The organism is Bacillus sp. CGMCC 1.16607, from assembly GCF_042683745.1.
GTDB lineage: Bacteria > Bacillota > Bacilli > Bacillales > Cytobacillaceae > Pseudoneobacillus.
This window is the reverse complement of the sequence record NZ_JBHUJX010000025.1, coordinates 817,381-835,969: the sequence shown is the minus strand read 5'-3', so window position 1 is coordinate 835,969 and position 18,589 is coordinate 817,381. Positions and strand designations below refer to the sequence as shown.

At 35.5% G+C, this 18,589-nt stretch carries 22 protein-coding genes; 15 read left to right on the top strand and 7 right to left on the bottom strand.

What is annotated here, in order from left to right; genetic code table 11:
* Nucleotides 1–94: 94 nt before the first annotated feature.
* From ACFSO7_RS20675 to ACFSO7_RS20635, 9 genes are all read left to right on the top strand, one after another.
* Nucleotides 95–4,855, top strand: coding sequence for a phage tail tape measure protein (locus ACFSO7_RS20675; RefSeq protein WP_377879286.1), 4,761 nt, complete (start codon nt 95–97; stop codon nt 4,853–4,855).
* An 11-nt stretch (nt 4,856–4,866) separates the two neighbouring features.
* A complete protein-coding gene (locus tag ACFSO7_RS20670; RefSeq protein WP_377879285.1) occupies nt 4,867–5,754 on the top strand; it encodes a phage tail family protein in 888 nt (295 codons plus the stop codon).
* Between the two features lie 2 nt (nt 5,755–5,756).
* Nucleotides 5,757–6,869, top strand: a complete 1,113-nt coding sequence (locus ACFSO7_RS20665; RefSeq protein ID WP_377879284.1) for a siphovirus ReqiPepy6 Gp37-like family protein — start codon at nt 5,757–5,759, stop codon at nt 6,867–6,869.
* The gene (locus tag ACFSO7_RS20660; protein ID WP_377879283.1) at nt 6,870–7,610 is read left to right on the top strand and encodes a hypothetical protein; all 741 of its coding nucleotides are present in this window, start codon (nt 6,870–6,872) and stop codon (nt 7,608–7,610) included.
* On the top strand, nt 7,611–7,922 hold the full coding sequence (locus ACFSO7_RS20655) for a hypothetical protein (RefSeq protein WP_377879282.1): 312 nt from the start codon (nt 7,611–7,613) through the stop codon (nt 7,920–7,922).
* Nucleotides 7,922–8,716: a hypothetical protein gene (locus ACFSO7_RS20650; RefSeq protein ID WP_377879280.1), complete on the top strand. Its 795-nt coding sequence runs from the start codon at nt 7,922–7,924 to the stop codon at nt 8,714–8,716. Before ACFSO7_RS20655 ends, ACFSO7_RS20650 begins: the two co-directional genes overlap by 1 nt.
* A gap of 24 nt (nt 8,717–8,740) precedes the next feature.
* On the top strand, nt 8,741–9,022 hold the full coding sequence (locus ACFSO7_RS20645; RefSeq protein ID WP_377879279.1) for a hypothetical protein: 282 nt from the start codon (nt 8,741–8,743) through the stop codon (nt 9,020–9,022).
* A complete protein-coding gene (locus tag ACFSO7_RS20640; RefSeq protein ID WP_377879278.1) occupies nt 9,022–9,162 on the top strand; it encodes an XkdX family protein in 141 nt (46 codons plus the stop codon). The genes ACFSO7_RS20645 and ACFSO7_RS20640 overlap by 1 nt, the downstream gene beginning before the upstream one ends.
* A gap of 98 nt (nt 9,163–9,260) precedes the next feature.
* Nucleotides 9,261–9,776, top strand: a complete 516-nt coding sequence (locus tag ACFSO7_RS20635) for a hypothetical protein (protein ID WP_377879277.1) — start codon at nt 9,261–9,263, stop codon at nt 9,774–9,776.
* 117 nt (nt 9,777–9,893) lie between these two features.
* On the opposite strand, the gene ACFSO7_RS20630 is transcribed toward ACFSO7_RS20635, so the two are convergent.
* A complete protein-coding gene (locus ACFSO7_RS20630) occupies nt 9,894–10,688 on the bottom strand; it encodes a DUF4393 domain-containing protein (RefSeq protein WP_377879276.1) in 795 nt (264 codons plus the stop codon).
* A gap of 326 nt (nt 10,689–11,014) precedes the next feature.
* Between ACFSO7_RS20630 and ACFSO7_RS20625 the strand changes: the two genes are divergently transcribed.
* On the top strand, nt 11,015–11,398 hold the full coding sequence (locus ACFSO7_RS20625) for a phage holin family protein (RefSeq protein ID WP_377879275.1): 384 nt from the start codon (nt 11,015–11,017) through the stop codon (nt 11,396–11,398).
* Nucleotides 11,385–12,056 (top strand): glycoside hydrolase family protein, encoded by a 672-nt coding sequence (locus ACFSO7_RS20620; RefSeq protein ID WP_377879274.1) that lies wholly within the window; start codon nt 11,385–11,387, stop codon nt 12,054–12,056. The genes ACFSO7_RS20625 and ACFSO7_RS20620 overlap by 14 nt, the downstream gene beginning before the upstream one ends.
* 35 nt (nt 12,057–12,091) lie before the next feature.
* On the opposite strand, the gene ACFSO7_RS20615 is transcribed toward ACFSO7_RS20620, so the two are convergent.
* Complete coding sequence (locus ACFSO7_RS20615; protein WP_377879273.1) at nt 12,092–13,213, bottom strand: hypothetical protein; 1,122 nt, start codon at nt 13,211–13,213, stop codon at nt 12,092–12,094.
* A 220-nt stretch (nt 13,214–13,433) separates the two neighbouring features.
* Here ACFSO7_RS20615 and ACFSO7_RS20610 point away from each other — a divergent pair, with 220 nt between their 5' ends.
* Nucleotides 13,434–14,309, top strand: a complete 876-nt coding sequence (locus ACFSO7_RS20610; RefSeq protein ID WP_377879272.1) for a DUF3800 domain-containing protein — start codon at nt 13,434–13,436, stop codon at nt 14,307–14,309.
* 120 nt (nt 14,310–14,429) lie between these two features.
* Here the strand turns inward: ACFSO7_RS20610 and ACFSO7_RS20605 are convergent, their stop codons facing one another.
* The 4 genes from ACFSO7_RS20605 to ACFSO7_RS20590 form a co-directional block, all read right to left on the bottom strand.
* Nucleotides 14,430–14,912, bottom strand: coding sequence for a PH domain-containing protein (locus ACFSO7_RS20605; protein ID WP_377879271.1), 483 nt, complete (start codon nt 14,910–14,912; stop codon nt 14,430–14,432).
* Nucleotides 14,913–14,985: 73 nt separating this feature from the next.
* Complete coding sequence (locus tag ACFSO7_RS20600; RefSeq protein ID WP_377879270.1) at nt 14,986–15,375, bottom strand: YhjD family protein; 390 nt, start codon at nt 15,373–15,375, stop codon at nt 14,986–14,988.
* Nucleotides 15,372–16,640: a Y-family DNA polymerase gene (locus ACFSO7_RS20595; protein ID WP_377879269.1), complete on the bottom strand. Its 1,269-nt coding sequence runs from the start codon at nt 16,638–16,640 to the stop codon at nt 15,372–15,374. The genes ACFSO7_RS20600 and ACFSO7_RS20595 overlap by 4 nt, the downstream gene beginning before the upstream one ends.
* Nucleotides 16,641–16,642: 2 nt before the next feature.
* Entirely contained in the window at nt 16,643–16,969 is a 327-nt protein-coding gene (locus ACFSO7_RS20590) for a YolD-like family protein (RefSeq protein WP_377879268.1), read from the bottom strand.
* Between the two features lie 105 nt (nt 16,970–17,074).
* Here ACFSO7_RS20590 and ACFSO7_RS20585 point away from each other — a divergent pair, with 105 nt between their 5' ends.
* The 3 genes from ACFSO7_RS20585 to ACFSO7_RS20575 all read left to right on the top strand — a co-directional run bounded on the left by ACFSO7_RS20585 (nt 17,075) and on the right by ACFSO7_RS20575 (nt 18,210).
* Entirely contained in the window at nt 17,075–17,293 is a 219-nt protein-coding gene (locus ACFSO7_RS20585) for a WYL domain-containing protein (protein ID WP_377879267.1), read from the top strand.
* A gap of 5 nt (nt 17,294–17,298) precedes the next feature.
* Nucleotides 17,299–17,553: a YolD-like family protein gene (locus ACFSO7_RS20580; RefSeq protein ID WP_377879266.1), complete on the top strand. Its 255-nt coding sequence runs from the start codon at nt 17,299–17,301 to the stop codon at nt 17,551–17,553.
* A gap of 96 nt (nt 17,554–17,649) precedes the next feature.
* Nucleotides 17,650–18,210, top strand: coding sequence for a hypothetical protein (locus ACFSO7_RS20575; protein WP_377879265.1), 561 nt, complete (start codon nt 17,650–17,652; stop codon nt 18,208–18,210).
* Nucleotides 18,211–18,261: 51 nt separating this feature from the next.
* On the opposite strand, the gene ACFSO7_RS20570 is transcribed toward ACFSO7_RS20575, so the two are convergent.
* Nucleotides 18,262–18,471: a helix-turn-helix domain-containing protein gene (locus ACFSO7_RS20570; RefSeq protein ID WP_377879264.1), complete on the bottom strand. Its 210-nt coding sequence runs from the start codon at nt 18,469–18,471 to the stop codon at nt 18,262–18,264.
* Nucleotides 18,472–18,589: the final 118 nt, after the last annotated feature.

Genomic DNA, 18,589 nt, shown 5'->3' with positions numbered 1-18,589 from the left:
ATGATCGAAGACGAAGAAATTGAAGAGGTCACAGCTGATGATATTCCATGGCTGTGATTTTTTTTATTTTTGGCCAAGAAGGCGGTGAGAATAAATGGCGGAAATAGGTTCTTTAGCAGTTAGTTTATCTCTTGATGCTTCTAATTTCAACGGAAGTATTGCTCAAGTTGACCGAAGTTTGAAAGCTATGGGTGGCGAATTACAATCCATTAAAGCAAAAGGCGCTGATTATGGGAAATCCATAGAAGGTTTAGGGCAAAAACAAGATGTTCTTACTCGTTCTCTCGATACCGCAGGATTAAAGCTTCAAGAACAACGAAAAAGATATGATGAATTAGTTGTTTCAGGAACAGCATCTCAAACTTCGATTGAGCGTCAGGCAATCGCTGTCAATAAAGCACAGACGGAATACAATCGTTTGGAAACTGAACTAAAAGAAGTTACAGAGCAATTGAAGGTCCAATCATCCCAGTGGACACATGCTGGTCAGAAATTACAGGATGTTGGCGGCAAAATGAAGTCGATTGGTACAGGGATGACTAGCGTAGGTAAAGATTTAACAATGAAAGTAACCGCGCCTATTTTAGCTATGGGGGCAGGCGTATTTAAAGCTGCTGTTGACTTTGAATCAGCTTTTGCAGGTGTACGGAAAACTGTTAATACAAGCGAGGCAGGATTTAAGAAGCTAGAGTTGGGCATCCGTGATATGTCCAAGCAGTTACCAGCTTCTGCATCTGATATAGCTGCAGTGGCAGAAAGCGCTGGTCAACTAGGAATTGCAGAAAATAAGATATTATCATTCTCGAAAACTATTATTGACCTTGGCGAATCTACTAATTTAACACGTGAACAAGCAGCTTCAGAGTTTGCTAGGTTTGCGAATATTGTTGGTATGAGCCAAGATAATTTTGATAGACTGGGAAGTTCAATAGTAGGATTAGGAAATACAATGGCAACCACTGAATCCGAAATTATGTCAATGGCTATGCGTTTGGCTGCGCAAGGTGCACAAGTCGGAATGTCAGAAGCGCAAATTCTTGCGCTCTCTGCAACAATGTCATCATTGGGCATTGAAGCAGAAGCTGGCGGTACAGCCATGACGACCGCGCTGAAAAAAATGCAAAATGCTGTCAGTAAGGGGGGCAAAGACCTTGGAGCTTTTGCAAGCGCTGCAAAAATGTCTGCATCTGAATTTAAAAAAGCGTATGAATCAGATGCAACCTCAGCACTTGATGCGCTTATTAAAGGACTTGCTGGATCGGCAAAGGATGGAAAAAATCTAAATGTGATACTTGAGAAGTTAGGTATCACCGGAATAAGAGAAGCTGATACAATTTTACGTCTAGCTGGCGCGAGCGATTTATTAACGTCGGCTGTTGATACTTCTACAAAAGCGTGGCATGAAAACACGGCACTTAGCAATGAAGCTACTCAACGCTATAAAACAACTGCATCTCAAATGTCAATGTTAAAAAATCAAGTGGTAGATGTAGGGATCTCCCTCGGTCAAACTTTAATTCCAATGGCTTCAAGTGCAATGGACAAAATTGGTAGTTTAGTGGACAAGTTTAACAATCTTACAGATGGTCAAAAAAAGGCGATTCTCACAATTGGTGGCGTAGCTGCTGCAATAGGACCATTACTTGTTATTGGTGGGACACTTATTTCTAGTATAGGTTCGATTGTTACAGTAGTGGGTGCTGCATCTACTGCAATCGGTGCTGCCGGCGGGGCAGCAGCTTTGCTAGGAAGCACTTTAGCTGTATTAACAGGTCCAATTGGTTTAACTGTTGCTGGTTTGGCTTTATTAGGAGTTGCCGCCTATAAAGTTTCACAGGATTTAAAGAAACCTTCTATGGAAATAGATGTTTTTGGTGAGAATGTTTCTAAATCGACTGAAAAAGCTGTAGGTGGATTTTTAAAGTTGAATGATAAAGCTACACTTGCTTTAAATCAACTTAATATGAGTGGTACTGCAGTAACGAAAACAACTGCTGATAATATAGTTAAAAACTTTGAACAAATGGGCGACCAAATGCTTGAGAGTCTTAAGAAGAAACATGATCAAGAACTGGAAACTATGAACCAGTTTTTTGAGAACAGTAAACTGTTAAATGAGAAAGACAAACAAGATACTATTGCAAAAATGAATGAAAAATATGAACAGCAAACGAATGCAGTAAATAACGGTGAGAAAATCATCAAAGATATTTTAACTACCGCCTCAAATGAAAAACGTTCTTTAACAAAAGAAGAACAGATCCAAATCAATAACATCCAGGAAGGTATGGTCAATAACGGAATAAAATATCTTTCTAAAAATGAGATTGAATCAAAAAGCATCTTAGAACGAATGAAAGCACAAGCTGGAGAGATATCAGCTAAACAAGCCGCGGATGTTGTTAAAAACTCTCAAAAGCAAACAGAAGGCGCTATTAAGGCGGCCAATGAGCAATACGATAAAACGGTTCAGGAAATCATCAGACAGCGTGATGAAATAGGAAGTATCACAGCCGAACAAGCTAAAATCATGATTTTGGATGCCAAGATGCAACGTGATCAAGTAGTTGGTCATGCAAAAGATCTACACAAGAATGTAGTCGAAGAAGCTAAACAACAAGCTGGTGAACACGCTGATCATGTTAATTGGGAGAAAGGTGAAGTCCTTTCCAAGTGGGAAATGATGAAGAAGGACACCAGTAAAAAAGCAGCAGAAATAAAAAATACTGTTTCGGAAAAATGGGAAGAGATTAAAAATGACACCTCTGAAAAGTGGGATGAAATAAAAGGCTGGACCGGTAAGAAAATTGAAGAAATGAAAACGAATGTTGAAACTAAAATGGCTGAAGTCAAAACAAAGATTGAGACGAAGTGGAATGAAGCGCAGGCGTTTTTAAGTAGCATCAGTCTAAAGCAAATCGGTAAAGATATCGTTCTAGGCCTCATTGGTGGTATTGGCGATATGTTTAATGGTGTGCAAAAAAAGGTTGAGGAGCTCGCTGGACTCATTCCAGATTGGGCTAAGAAGAAATTAGGTATTAAATCCCCCTCACGTGTCATGATGGCGGTTGGACGTGATACGGTACAAGGTCTTGCGATTGGTATTAATAATAATACAAACATCGTCAAACGAGCAGCAGACGACATGGTTCGAGCAGCTATCCCAGATTTCTCACAAGCTGTTTCCGTAACAAAAACTCAGATTAAAACAATCCAATCGATTATCAGTAAGTCATCTAAAGAAAATGCGGCTGAAATTGTTAAAGTCGAAAAGGATCGTGACTTAGAAAGACTTCAAATAACAAAAGATGCTCATACAAAAATAGAAAAGATTGAAACAGATGCATCTGAAAAAATACAAAAAATTCGTGACACCGCAGCAAGTAAAAAGAAAAAGCTAACCATTGCACAGTTGAATGAAATAAAAAAAATCAACAGTGACACTGCTCAGAGAATTAGAGAGATTGAAGTGAAAGCCGGGGAAGACAGAGTTAAAGCTTCAAAAAAAGCTGGAGAATCTATCGCTAAAATAGAAACGTCAGTCGCAGCTGATAAACTAAAAGCACTTAAAGAGTATGCAGAAGCTCATAAACAAGCTGGAGATATGTCTTTGAAACAAGAAGCAGAGTTTTGGAAATATAGCGCAAATACATTTCAAAAAGGAACAACCCAACATACAGAAGCACTTAAGCTATATAACAGAGCAGTTGAAAATTTAAACGCTGAAATGCTAACGAACATCAAAAATTATATCAGTGAGAAGAAATCCTTAGGTGAAATGACACTTATTGATGAAGTTAGAGTTTGGAAAGAAAATCTTGATATTTTTAAGGAAGGTTCGAAAGAACGCATCGAAGCGCAAAAAGCTTATAACTCTGCTATTGATGCAGTGAACAAAGAAATCGTATCAATTAATAAAGATTACCAATCTCAAATGCAGACGATTAATGACGAGTTAATTAAGCAAGAAAATGATTTGACGAATGCTTATGAGGATGCATTATCTAAACGACAATCGACATTAATGAGTTTTGCGGGATTATTTGATGCGTTTAGCGTGGAAGTTAAAGCGTCTGGCATAGAGTTGCTTGGTAATCTACAATCACAAGTAGACGGTTTTAAATTATGGCAAGATGAATTTGCCAAACTATCATCTCGTGATATTGATGCTAATTTATTAAGCGAATTATCTGGACTAGGTGTAAAAGCATTGCCAGAGCTTATCGCTCTTAATCAACTTACTGATGAACAACTAACACTATACAGCTCATTGTATCAGGAAAAGTCAGCACTTGCTCGCGAGCAAGCAGAAGCTGAATTAATTGGTATGAAGGAAGATACCGAAAAGCAGATTGATTTATTGCGTGCTTCTGCAGAAACAAAACTTGGCCAACTTCAAATTGAATGGCAGGCAAAAATTAAAGAATTAACTCAAACTACATCAACTGAATTATCAACATTGCAACAGATTGGAGCAGACGCAGGGGCGGGCTTGTTAAACGGCCTATCTAGTATGGAAGGGCCACTTATTGCAAAAGCTACTGCCATTGCAAATAGCATTAAAGCAGCCATTCAGAGCGCTCTTGATATTCACAGTCCATCACGTGTTATGAGAGGTTTCGGTGTAAATATCGGGCAAGGATTAGTGCAGGGCATGGACGATATGGTCACTAAAGTAACGGCAGCTTCGCAACGACTAGCAAAATCTGTGGAAGGTGGAGTAGCTACCAGCACTCTGTCATCAAATAGCTATGATTATTCAAAACAATTCAGTCCAAATGTTACAATCCATACGACTGACAACGGTGCAAAGGAAATGGAACGTACACTACGCCGTATGGCATTTAGCTTTTAGGAGGTGACGACTTGAACATTAAAGAATTAACAATCACAAATATCCGTGGCGATTCGATTCAATTCGGTCGTCACTTTTTTTTGCAAAACGATTTTCAAATAAGCGGGCTACCGGCAACAGTCAATGTGTCGTCGTCTACATCGGATGGTGCCCATTACCAATCAACTAAGCTAAATGCACGGGATATAGATATCCCTTTTTACATTAAGCGCGATCGAAATGATCAGAGGTGGATAGAAGAGAAACGAAATGAAGCTTATAAGGTTTTTAATCCAAAAACGAATCCCATGAGAATCGACTTTACGACATTTGCTGGAGATGAGTTTTTTATTCATGCGAATTTAGAATCTGCCCCGACATTTAACCCAGGAATTGAAAACGACAATAAAGTCTGGTTGAAAGGCTTACTCCAATTTGTTGCAACTGATCCATTCTTTTATGAAAAAACTGAACATAGAGTGGACATTGCGATGTTGGTGCCTTCTTTCGAATTTCCTTTAGAGATACCTGAAGTAGGAATTGAAATGGGTTACCGTTCACCTAGTTTAATTGTAAACGTACTAAATTCGGGCCAAGAATCAACTGGAATGCTGATCCGATTTAAAGCCTTGTCAGCTGTACAAAATCCGAAATTACTCAACATCAATACGTATGAGGAATTGAAACTTAATTTGACGATGTTGCCAGGTGATTTAATTGAAGTCAGTACGTATCGTGGAAAACGCTCGATTATCCTTACTCGCAACAACGTAATATCAAATATTTTTAATGTTTTAGATTTGTCCTCAATATTCTTGCAGTTGGAAATCGGAGACAATCTTTTTAGATATGACGCGGACGCTGGACTCGATTATTTAGAGGTGTCGATGTCTTACACACCAAAGCGGATAGGGGTGTGATTATGATTGACTTGAATATTTTTGATTTATATTTTAATCGAATTGGTGAAATAAGTGAATATAAGTCGTTATCCATTGAGCGGAATTATACTAAGGTCAGCCAGCTTATTTTACGTGTTGCCGGATCAAGGAAAATGACTAAGTTGCTTGCACACAATAACATCATCACGACAATAGACAACGTGAATTATGGCTATATTATCGAGCATTTCGACTATGTAGACGAGGGAGGCAGTGAGATTGAAATAATTGCTTATTCGCTTAACTATATGCTGTCGTGGCGTAGTATCGATACACAACAGCGGTTTGTTGGGAATGTGGAGGACATGGTTAAATATTTTGTAAACAGAAATGCCATCAATCCAATTAATTTAAATCGAATCATCCCTAATCTAAGACTTGCGCCGAATAGCGGTATTAATATCACAGATGAAAGTACAAAAACAGGCGGCGAGGTAGTAGAGCATTGTTTCAGCATTTGCAATAAATACGAGATGACATTTGATATACTACTCAACCACAATGATAAAAAATTCGATGTGTATACTTGGCAAGGAACCGATAGGAGTACGCAACAGTCTATTAACCCTCACGTGATATTTAGTAAAGAATTTGACAATGTGCTTAAACAAAACTATGTGCATGGTTTGACGGATTATAAAACTACTGCAATTGTAGCAGGAGAAGGGGAGGGGTTAGATCGCAAGTACGTAATTGCCAATGATCATTTCGTAGGCTTTAATCGTCGGGAAGTTTATATAGATGCACGTGATTTGCAAAGTGAGTATAAAGATGAAAATGATAACGATAAGATCATGACACCAAATGAGTATAAAATTGTTTTGGAGAATCGAGGCATTGAAAAACTAGCAGACTATAAAGCGATTGAAACATTTGAGTCAGAAATTGATATGTATTCGCAGTTCAAATATGGTGTTGATTACGGATTAGGGGATGTTGTCAGCGTGCGTAATGATGAAATTAGTAGAATCATGCACACACGCATAACGAGTGCTTTTCTAAGTGTAGACGAGAACAAAGTACGCGAGCTAAAAGTAGCATTTGGTAGTAACATTCCAACACTCGTAGAAAAGATTAGAAAGAAGGTGAGTTAATTGGCTATAATTAGCGGTTTATTTAACAGCGTAAATGGTGATCGCAAATACAAAGCCGATTTCTTTGCAGAGTATTTTGCTAGTTTTATAGCAAATGGAGTATTTCCTAATCCCTCCACAGGATTACAGGTGATTGCAAACGGCAATATGGCAGTAAGTATCCGAGCTGGTAAAGCATGGATAAAGGGATACTACATGTCTAACGATGCAGATTATACACTGCAACTGGATGTGGCGGATGGAGTACTTAAGCGCATCGATCGTATTGCACTAAGGCTTGATTTTTTAACCAGGCAGATTGTGCCCGTAATTAAAAAAGGTGCTTTTGCTTCATCGCCAGTAGCGCGGGCTTTACAAAGGGACACTGATGCTTACGAGCTTGGAATCGCTGATATTTTAATCAACAACGGAGCCATTAGTATCTCACAAGCAAATATCACTGATACACGACTAAATACGGCTCTTTGTGGAATTGTTAAAGGTACAGTTGATCAAATTGACACAACTAATTTGTTCGCCCAATACGATGATGCATTTCAAGAATGGTTCGAGTCAATTAAAGATATTCTTGACGGTGATGTAGCAGCTAATTTAGCCAATCGGATTTCAACTTTAGAGCAGACAGTTGCTACGCATTTTGCCGATGAAACGCGACACATTACTGCTGAAGAACGAGCAAAATGGAATAATGCAGATAAAGCTAAAGATTTAGAAATTCTCTATTGGATGGGGGCGATTTAATTGGCAGTAACACCTAAAAGTTTTTACAATGGTTATATGTTAAATACCTTAACTACACACTATACTGTCCCTGCTGGAGTAACCGCAATAGTAAAAAATGTAGTAATATGTAACGTCACAAATACCGACCAGATTGTTGATTTAGAAGTAGGGTCTGGTGGTGGCTGGCTAATGAATCAAGTAACTATTAAAGCGAAAGATACGATAGTGATGGATTTTAGTATAGTATTGAATGCGAGTCAAACAATCAAGTCCAAGGTAAATACGAATGTACAATGTTCATTGATTGTTTCGGGTGTGGAGGTGTCCTAATGGGGATTCGGTCACTCAAACAAAACTTAGGAGATTCTAAGATTGAACGAAACTTGGTTCCTGAAAATGTGAAGAAGGGTGTGGGTATTGGCGGGGTTGTTGGTTCATTAATGGGTAATTATTACGATTTTGACAAAATTAATAATTTCAATATGATTGACGAGACACAAAATTATATCACAATGACAAGGACTATGTTTGAGAATGGGGACGTTATTAGGGCCAGTGCGTCGGGTACTAGTCCATATGCTACTACGATAAGTAAGTTGAATTCCCTCGGTTCTTTATTAGAATATTTGTCAACTATTACTCCGTCTGTTGCGACAACAGTAAGACGGTATATAGTGGATATGGATTCCGAGGGGGTAATATTATCTTTTGACAATAATGGAAAAACAGATATAGAAAAGTTTACTTACAATGGTACTTTGCTTTATCGTGAAAGTTTTCCGTTAAATGGTTATGCTAACGTAGTTCAAGGGTTTCATTATGAAACCAAAACTTTAATAATGATTGACCCCTCTACTAAACAACTAAGATTCTATAATAACGCAGGTGCTATTTTGTATTCGACTAATGTAGCTCCAAATAACGCTAACATTTTTGTTGAATTTAATTGTACACCTTTAGGAAAAAATACTTATATATTATCTGCTTATGAAAGAATTGGTATTGTTAAGTATAGAGGTTCGTGGGATTTTCATGTATTGGCTAGTGCAAATGATGCTACTGCATTATTGAAGGTTATAACAAACTCATTTTTAGAAACATTTGTAGCGAGAGGGGTAGTGTAGAAATGTATATAAAAATTAATAATTTTGAATGATAAAATTGATTACAAAGGGTTGAATATTAACCATTTTAAAGGCGGTACACATATCTATCCAAATGATGAAAATGCTTGTTATGTTTTTCATAATGGGGATGTAGTAGATCATATTGATGTGTCTGTTATTAGCGAAGAAGAATATATCCAAGCTAAACGAAAATTTGAAAATAGTATTCCTATCTCGGATACTAAGAGAATCGAGGAATTAGAAAAAACTCAAGGCGACTTACTTATGGAAATTGCACTATTGAAAATGGGAGGTAGTTTCTAATGTGGTATACGACAATCAAAAAGTATTATGACAATGGACACCCTTCTTACACAGATGAAAGCCTAAAGAATTTTGTGAAGGCTGGAATGATTAGCAAAGATCAATACGAAGAAATCACTGGTAAAGCGTACACAGAGTAGGCTTTTTTTATTTTGTCACTTTAATACAAGCTGGTCAGTAAGAATAAAGGAAATTCCCCTTAATAAGTCGAATGGTAGACTTGAAGGAGAGATGAAGCATGAGGGTATTAAATTACGTAAAGCACTTCCTTGATCAACACAATATTACTGACTTAGAGTTGTCCGAAGAGTGTAAAGAGGATAGTGTTGCATCATATAATTTCTCAACACAGGTACTAGAAATTAACGAAGATGCATTTATCAAAATCGCAAATAATATTGGATTGTCTATAAAAGATACAGTTTCTGTAATAGTAAGTCACGAATTAGGACATTATTTAGACAAAGATTTAGAAAAACTATATCATCTAAAACAAACTGTATTTGATAGAATTAGCGATGATATTATCAATATTGACTTCGAAAGTGTAATTAATGAAGGTACCTCATATGTATTAAAGGCTGAGAATAACGCTTGGTTTTTAGGCGAAAGATATGTACCGAACCATCTAATTGATAAGTATAAAGAAATGCGATTAGAAACTTTAGAATGGCAAAAAGCTGTAACACAAAATGAAATTTCAAAATACATTAGTTTGGTAATTGAAAGAGAAAAGATTAAGAAAGATTTATAAGCATCCTTTCTGGGTGCTTTCTTATTTTTATTGTATTTCCAGAACATAATGTTTAGGAAAGGCACATACAAAAAAGACGAGGCAAATACTCTTTGTAAGAATAATCGCCTCGAAATTTTAGTATCTTATACAAGCGTTTACGAAGTTTTCACCAAATTCTGTTCTGGTAAAAGAATACTTTCTGAAATCGATTGTGCGTGACATACTAGTAATCATTGGAAATAAGCTCTTTATTTCAGAATGATTAATTAATTCATCGTAGTACATTTCATGGTCAATTAAATAAGTTTCCTTATCAATAAAGATTAAGCCTAAGCGATTGAGATTTTCAATATAAGCAGATCCCAATTCTGGATTTGAACATCCTGCAACATAAGCTAAGTCCGTGAAATGTTTCTTGATTTCAAAAAAACCTATTTCTCCATTAGGCTTTCCTGCCCTTAAATCGATAATAGGAAGTAAACCGTTGCCTTTAATTGAACTTAGCATTCTAGCTTCATCTGGAGAAAGTTGCTTAATAATTTCAACATATGAAGGATGAGCTTTCAGTGCCTTCTCTTTATCCATTGCAGTTGCAATAAGATTAGCAAACATTTCACGAAGTTCTTCCTTATGTGCAGTGTATCTTAAGGCTTCAACAGCTGGTCCAACAACAATTGGATCAGGAACAATAATGTTTTCTTGTGGAACGTTTTGCAATTTCTTTTCTACAGTAGTTTGGACATAGTTTTTAATTTGATCATAACCCCAAACTAATGCAGAAACAGGTGAAAGAGCAATATGGACAGTTTTAGAAAGAGTATGCACTCCCTTTCCAAGTTCTCTCACTGCCGGCTGAAACAAATCTTGATAAATTGGAACGGCAGTAGCAACAGCAGCTACAGCATTAGCCGCATCAGTTACTTTACTCATAGAATCACCTCCTTAATATAAAATGATTCTACTAAACTTTTACAAATTATTCTAGGAGGTATAATATGGTTGATAGAGTTTGGCTCTTTGTATTGTTTTACAATATATTTCTATTTTGTTTAATTGGGTTTAGCATATGGTACAGTTCATCACTTATACCATTATTAGCATTAATATTTTCTTTGAGATATCAAAAGAAGGAATTTGAATAGAAACATTATGTGCAACATCAACAACACCTAGAAGGGTGTATTTTTTACGCCTTCATGACCACAGTTTAGCCCCGAGCCGATCGGGGTTATTTTATTTTGAAGGAGACAGATTAAATGCTCGATATTCATTTGCTCAATTTATTACCTAAACCAATTCAATATGCGCTTCTTTTCTATTTTTTGGTGAAAGTTCTAGATTTTATCACAGGTCTATTAAAAACATGGAAAGGTGTAAAAAAATACGAATCACGTATCATGAGGGATGGTATCATCCGGTGGATCGGTGAACTAGTAGGTATTGTTTTTGTTTTTGCAATAGACCTCTTTTTGGGTCTTAATTTTTATTTAACCGGATTTACATTAGCCTTATTTATCTATAAAGAAGGTGGCAGCATTATGGAGAATCTGAAAGCCATCGAAGTTGATCTACCAGGCGAAGTGAAAGAAAAATTCAAGATGTTTGATAGAGGGAGTGGAGATAAGGATGAACCTAGGTAGCGCAGGGAAAAAGCTCATTAAAAGCTATGAGGGTTGTCGCTTAACCGCGTACAAAGCAGTAAGCACAGAACTACATTGGACTATCGGATGGGGACATTATGGTCCAGATGTAAAAAAAGGACAAACGATTACACAAGCGCAAGCCGATGCTTTATTTGATAAAGATGTTCAGCGATATGTGGATGCAGTTAATAAGCTAGGCATTAACTTTAATCAGAATCAGTTTGATGCATTAGTTAGCTTTTGCTACAACTGTGGACCAGGTAACTTATTAAAATTGTGTTTGGGAAAAACAATTACGAAGATTAGTAACGATATTTTGCTATATAATAAGTCGGGTGGCAAAGTTTTAGCTGGTTTAGTTAAACGTCGAACTGCAGAAAAAGATTTGTTTTGTACTCCTGTTGTTAGCAAAGCATCTGAACCAGTAGACACTACACCTTATAGATTAGCCACAGGCAATTTTGGAAGCAAAGAAAGTCTAGAGAGAGCTAAGAAAAAACTTTTTGAAAAGTATAGTTGGCTTGTTTATGAAAAAATTACAGGTAGTGAGTTTCGTTTGGTAACGGGTACTTTCAAAGGGAAAGATATTGCCGAACGACATGCTGCTGCCTTAAGAAAAGATCTTGGATGGACAGTATATGTTCAAGAAGTATAAGAAAGGCCCCTCAATATCGGAGGGGCTTAAGAAAATTAATTTAATGAGAAATAGTCCTTCCAGTTTTTTATCAATTGATTTTCATCTATACCAAAGAAATTTTTATATACTTCATTCAAGTTTGGGTTTTTATGTGCTTCTAGGTTGAACTCTAAGAATTTCTTATGGCCATATGTGTTTTCTAAAAAGTAGACAAAAGATTCATAGATTAAATAATCTAATTGTTGTGTTGGTAATTTAGTCAACATTGGTATTTTATCTCGTTCAAGAATTTTAAAAATAAGTCTACTAAAATCTTCTCTAGTGTACTTATTAATCTTTAGATGGTCTTTAGGAATATCATATTTGCTATAGTCTATAAATTGATTATTAATGTATTCAGGTATTCCTTCGTTTAACCACTTAATACCTATTCCGTAATCATAAGTTCTTAGTGCTCTTATTAGAAAGACATGTGCATATTCATGTACAAAAATACTAACAAAATCTTCAGGAGTATGGTTAATTACAGGATGCATCATAGCTACGTCAATGCTAATTCTTTGTAATTTATCTTCATACACTAATCTATCTTCTTTAATTACTTCATTACCATTCCAAATAAAGGTTGATATTTCAGCACTTACTTCGCTAACTCCGAAATAACTCCCAACATCCCCTAGCAATTCATCAGAAATATCAACGATGTAACTAAAATCTTGGTAAGCTTTAGGAGTTAAAAATATGTTAGTATATTTAGTTTTAAATTTATACCACTTAACATCGTTACCAGCATTCAAGTATTTATCCGTGTAAACTACTTCAGCTTTACTCAACTGCTCTAGTTGCTTGATTCTTTCAATTTGCTTTTCTATTATTTTATTTTTTTCTTCAATGCCTTCTTTGATAATACCTAAATCATTTTCCTTACTCATAATTGCGTCATCTTTACTTTTAATTTGGTTGCGTAAGGTTGTATTTTCTTTCTCTAAATTGTTAGCCTCTTTAGTTTTTGTAGCAAGGTTACTAGTTAAGTTTTTTACTTGCTTAGTCAATTCTGTAATTTTCTTTTGAAGTTGCTCGATAGTAGATGCTTTTGACGATGCAAGAACATCGAGGTTTGTTACTGAAAATAACAGAGTAAAAATAAATACAAAAATGGTAAACTTCTTTTTCAAAATGACAACTCCCTTTTCAGAATAATATGGAAATAATACCTTATAAGGGAATAATTGTCTAACTTAGGAGTTTTACTAACAAAAAACCTCTTTCTTACTCGAAAGGGCTTTAGTTATTTGTTCATATGAGGAAAAAATATTATTTTTCTTTCTAAAAGTCCATTTGGTATAATGTTACCATGAAAATAAAAGAAAATTTCAGGAGGTTTAGAGCCGTTAAATGATAGATTGGAAGAAAAGACCAACACTTATTGAACAATGGGAAGAAGATATTGAATGTGTTCTTGCGATAGATGAAAATGGAAACTCAGAATTAGAGGGTATAAAAAGTTTATTAGGAGGGGATATATTTGAGCGTTTCATAGCAGGAAATGATCAAACTAAGTATATGCACGAAAGATGGTTTACTATAACTGGGGTGATGATTGAAAGAAGCCAATTTCCTATTTATAGAGATAAAATTAATACAATAAAATATGCAAATTGGAAAGATGGCATATTTAATTACAAACATGGTGAAAGAAGGGTGGTCTTCCATTCTAGGGAGATCAGAAAAAAAGAAGGACCGTTCAATCCCAAAATAATTAATTATCCTCATTTAATGTCTGATATTTCAAGTATGATAAAAGACACGGATTTTCAAATATATAGCGCATCAATAGATAAAATTAAACATCTAATCCAATATTCAAACCCTTATCACGTTTATACTTTGTGTTTAGACTTTATTATTGAAAGGTTTTGTAGGTATTTAAATACTTTTAATAAAAAAGGTATCTTAATGCTGGAAGCTAGAGGAAAAGAAGAGGATTCTTTTATTTTAAAATATCTGATTCGATTATTAGAGAACGGGAATAATTATCATAAGAAAAGCCATTTTGAAAATATACAAGGAGTTTATTTTAATCCTAAGTGGTGTTTCGAAAAAAATAATGCAAAAGCATCTTTCATATTACTTGAATTAGCAGATTTAGTATCGTTTCCTATATATAAATATATAAAAACAGGAAGTAAGGATCTAGCTTTTGAAGCCCTGGAGAGTAAGCTTCATAATTATCCGAACTTCCATGGATACGGAATCAAAAAATTCCCATAAATAAAAATAAGCCGCAAATTGCGGCCGTCCGGGCTAACCCCGAACCCTATTTATATTATAACCAAAATTTAATGGATTATTCAAGCATTTTTACCATAGCCCTTCTCGATCGAGAGGGGCTTATATCCCTAATAATTGTTTTTTCTTTGCATCAAATTCCTCAATGGTAATAATGCCAGCTTCGCGTAGTTCAGCGAACTTTTTCAATTCGTCAGCTGTGCTTGAAGAAGTAGTTGATAGAGACTCGCTCTTTTTACCTATGTTTGTCTTCACATGATTGATGAATCCTTGTATATCTCCAATATTGATCCATTTCATATTTACTTTGTTTCCGGAAGCAAAGAATGAAATTTTATGACCCATCAACCCTTTACCCATTTCAATTGAGCTAATACTGGAATAAGGGAAGACCTCTAGATCAAAACCGAAAGTTCTTTTTCCATAGAACACAACTCTGTTATTGGTTGCTAAAAATACTCCATTTTTAACTGTGTCTTTGCCCATGACTTTTGTCTCGTAAGCTCCCAAAACAGAATAGTAAATTTCCTCACCGTTCTCTAAATGTGCTTGAGCGTCTTTTAGCAACTTATCAATTTTAGCCATTTATTAGCCCTCCTAATAGATATTATTATTATTATTATCTATTCCATAAAAGGGAAATAAATCCTTCTTTTACTCATCTTATGAGTGGAGTTTCATTTATCTTAGAATTATTAACAAAACGTTTATACAAATAATACTCCAACAATTCTTTAATCTTATTCCGGATCCTTGGATTAAAATAATTGTGTTTTTCCTCGAAGCCCTTGCAAATAAATAGATAGTGCGTAAAAGACTCATCTCTATTAACTTTTTGTACCTTCATTTTTCCATTCCTCATGCTGTAATTGTTCTCCCTGATGTCTTTTCGCACAGCTTTTAAAGTCTCATCAATTAACTCCTGATATGGCCCTTTAAGCTTAAATGCAGATTGTTCGACTATTAATTTATCTCTTTCCAGTAGAGTCAAAAGCATTGGTAGGAAAACAGCACGTTCCATAATAATTCGGTCACTGTCGGAGATCATCCTTTATGACCTCCCACAAACTTGCTTCTGTGAATAGTTGTACCAGCTTCAGTATAAGATACAGCCCTAAGAAGAGCAGTAGACCCATATTTATTTCTAATTCCGTCCACAACATATCCGAGGTCTCTTTTTTTCCAACTATTATCGTCAAATAGATCAAGTTGTATGTCGATGTCATCTACAAGCTTACTAATGGATAGAGATATCTGTCTGACGGTATGCCCCGTGTAAAACTCTTTCATCAGCTGCAAGCACACTTTGTAAATCTCCATCGTAATGTTAGTTGCTTTTTCAATTGTCCGTGAACGATAAAAACCACCAGCGAGATCAGTCTTACTATAGCCGAGTCCAAAACTTATGGTTCTACCAGCCTTTTTAGCATTCCTTGCTCGTCTTGCTACTTCTTCGCACATCTCAAGTACAACTGTCTTGATTTCGCTTTCTTTATTGTAGTCACGCATCAATATCTGACTTTTACCGATACTTACTCTTGCTGGTTTCACAGTTCCAGTCCCAATCTCAGACAAATCAATTCCCCAAGCATGATGATACAACTGATTGCCCAACACTCCAAATTTCTTTTCAAGTTTTTTTAGATCATAATTGGCTAAATCACCAACAGTATAAATACCCATGCTATTGAGAGACTTTTCGGTTTGACGGCCAATGCCCCACATTTCACTGAGAGGTGATATCTTCCACAATTTATTTGCAACATCATCATAAGTCCATGTAGCAATACCTCCTTGAACCTTTTTAGATTCGAGGTCTAACGCTAATTTACTCATTAACATGTTTGGTCCTATTCCTACTGTGCATGGCAGCCCAAAATCATTATAGATAGCATCTTGTACAAGTTTTGCTATTGTTTGTGGACTGCCCCATATCTTTTCAAGGCCTTTTACGTCTAAAAAACTCTCATCAACTGAGTAAGTGTGGACGGCAATAGGCGGCACAAATCGATAAAATAGTTTAGTGATTTCTGTAGAGACTTTTATAAATAAGCTCATCTTTGGATTAACGACATAAATTTTCGGTATCTTAGGTATTTCAAAAAGGCGTGATCCAGTCTTGATTTTATAGTCCCTTTTAAGCGCAGGACTAGAGGCTAACACAACACTACCATTGCGGTCTGTACTGCCCACAACTGCTAGATAACAAGTCAATGGATCTAATCCCATTTGCACTGCAATAATACTTGCATAAAAACTTTTCATATCGATACAAAGGATATTTCGTTCGGGAAATTGACTGTAATCAATCATAGTTACAACCTCGTCACCATTGTGATTTTATCAATAGTAATAATTTTATCTTCAATATCTGTCCGCAAAGTTATTTTCTTATCAAGCGTATCCACTTTTAACACTGTTCCTGTCAAATTAAAAAACATGCCATATTCCCATAATCTAAGTTTAACTACCGTGCCATTATAAAGAGAGTCTAGAACAGCTAGTTCAATTTCTTCGAGTTCCTGTTCATCAAGTTCAGGTTTATTCAGCTTAGATTCATCTTTTTTAATTTGTTTAAGTATTAGCGTTTGTTCGGGCATGAAAAATCCATTCCACTTCATTGCACCTCTGTCCTTGATCACAAATAATCATCTCCTTTTTTATTTATTATATACAAACATTCGTTCGATATTCAACTTGATTTAGAACAATTGTTCGTATAAAATTATGGAAAGGAGGTTCGTAAGATGAAAAGTCAACTTATTAAGGCAGTTGAGTCAGGAAGAATACTTGAATTGATTTATGTGGACGGAAAAGGGAACATTAGTCAGAGAAAAATTAAAGTGCTAGATGTCAATGCGGAATCATTTTGTGCTTATTGTTATACTAGACAACAGAGACGAACTTTTAAGTTAGACAATATTTTATCGATCGGACACGAACGGAGAATAAGGAGAGGAGCATAATCACTATGATACCTAAACCAACTAAAAAAACAAAAGTGAAGAGACCAACTAGGGATGAATTTGAACTCGAAGAAATTGCAGAGCTTCTAAATGAAGCTAAAGAAGAGAAGAACGAAATCGTTTTAACGTTGTGGGAACAAGAGCCAGTTCGCGGAGTGATATCCAAACTAGATGGGCAAACCAAGCTGATCCATGTTGAAAGTGGTTATCAAACGATTAAGGTTAAATTTAATGATATTTTGGGTGTTTCTAACACTTAACTCTTCTCATGTGGAAGAGTTTTTTATTTTTGGAAGGTATTTGTAAATGTATGTTGAAAATAAAAGAGTGTATAAATATAAAGGGGAGAGAGAACTATGTTAAAAAAATTAGTACTTAGTTGTTTTCTATTAATAATCTCAGTGGGATTATTAGCTTGTAGTAAGACTGATGAAAAAACCATTTCTTTAGAAAAAGAAGAGAAATCAGAAGTGGTTAACAAGGAAGTATCGAAAAATGAATCATTGGATGATAAATTAAAAAGAGAAATTGAGGATTATCAAAATCAAATTACGCCTATTCTCTCGGGAGAGCTTCCAACACTAATTGTAGAGTACGATAACCTAAGGAAACAATCTATCAACGACGAAATTGACAATTATACTTTTGCTGAAATTATTTATAGTGAACTTTTGCCAGCCAATCACCAGATTAAAGAAGACTTAGATGCTATAATGCCATCTACGGAATTAAGGGAAGCTCATGAGATATTAAAGAGTATGGTGGCTAAAAATGCCCGAGCATTTACTGAACTTATTACAGCGCTAAATGATGGTGATGCTTCTAAAATTAATTCAGCAAATAAACTTGTAACTGATGCACGTAAATTAGAAGGAGACTATATGAACGCAGTTGCAAAGTTGGGATATAGTTACTGAATTGAATTTTAGTAATAAAATGCAAGCTCTTCTTATATTGGGAAGAGCTTGTTATTTTTCTTCCTCTTCCACTTTTTCATATAAATCCTCAATTCCAACTTTTAATAAGTCTGCCAAAATATATGCTTTATCCATTGGAATGTAACTGTGTTGAGTTTCGTAATTCCTTAATTGTCTGGAACTTATTCCTAATTTATCAGCAATAAAATCCTTTCTCAATCCCTTTTGCTTAATTAGATCCTCTATTCTACAACGAATCATATCTACATCACCTAGAATATTAATTCTATTTAAACACAAAAAAACCTTTATGAAATTTTCTTTCAGTAAACAAGCAATTTTATTTCATATCGGTCATAGGCTATTAACACGAAGTCAA

Excerpts from the sequence above, each read along its gene's own strand:
- ACFSO7_RS20675 (WP_377879286.1), top strand. The coding sequence starts at position 95 with ATGGCGGAAATAGGTTCTTTAGCAGTTAGTTTATCTCTTGATGCTTCT.
- ACFSO7_RS20665 (WP_377879284.1), top strand. The coding sequence starts at position 5,757 with ATGATTGACTTGAATATTTTTGATTTATATTTTAATCGAATTGGTGAA.
- ACFSO7_RS20650 (WP_377879280.1), top strand. The coding sequence starts at position 7,922 with ATGGGGATTCGGTCACTCAAACAAAACTTAGGAGATTCTAAGATTGAA.
- ACFSO7_RS20640 (WP_377879278.1), top strand. The coding sequence starts at position 9,022 with ATGTGGTATACGACAATCAAAAAGTATTATGACAATGGACACCCTTCT.
- ACFSO7_RS20635 (WP_377879277.1), top strand. The coding sequence starts at position 9,261 with ATGAGGGTATTAAATTACGTAAAGCACTTCCTTGATCAACACAATATT.
- ACFSO7_RS20630 (WP_377879276.1), bottom strand. The coding sequence starts at position 10,688 with ATGAGTAAAGTAACTGATGCGGCTAATGCTGTAGCTGCTGTTGCTACT.
- ACFSO7_RS20625 (WP_377879275.1), top strand. The coding sequence starts at position 11,015 with ATGCTCGATATTCATTTGCTCAATTTATTACCTAAACCAATTCAATAT.
- ACFSO7_RS20620 (WP_377879274.1), top strand. The coding sequence starts at position 11,385 with ATGAACCTAGGTAGCGCAGGGAAAAAGCTCATTAAAAGCTATGAGGGT.
- ACFSO7_RS20610 (WP_377879272.1), top strand. The coding sequence starts at position 13,434 with ATGATAGATTGGAAGAAAAGACCAACACTTATTGAACAATGGGAAGAA.
- ACFSO7_RS20605 (WP_377879271.1), bottom strand. The coding sequence starts at position 14,912 with ATGGCTAAAATTGATAAGTTGCTAAAAGACGCTCAAGCACATTTAGAG.
- ACFSO7_RS20600 (WP_377879270.1), bottom strand. The coding sequence starts at position 15,375 with ATGATCTCCGACAGTGACCGAATTATTATGGAACGTGCTGTTTTCCTA.
- ACFSO7_RS20595 (WP_377879269.1), bottom strand. The coding sequence starts at position 16,640 with ATGATTGATTACAGTCAATTTCCCGAACGAAATATCCTTTGTATCGAT.
- ACFSO7_RS20585 (WP_377879267.1), top strand. The coding sequence starts at position 17,075 with ATGAAAAGTCAACTTATTAAGGCAGTTGAGTCAGGAAGAATACTTGAA.
- ACFSO7_RS20580 (WP_377879266.1), top strand. The coding sequence starts at position 17,299 with ATGATACCTAAACCAACTAAAAAAACAAAAGTGAAGAGACCAACTAGG.
- ACFSO7_RS20575 (WP_377879265.1), top strand. The coding sequence starts at position 17,650 with ATGTTAAAAAAATTAGTACTTAGTTGTTTTCTATTAATAATCTCAGTG.
- ACFSO7_RS20570 (WP_377879264.1), bottom strand. The coding sequence starts at position 18,471 with ATGATTCGTTGTAGAATAGAGGATCTAATTAAGCAAAAGGGATTGAGA.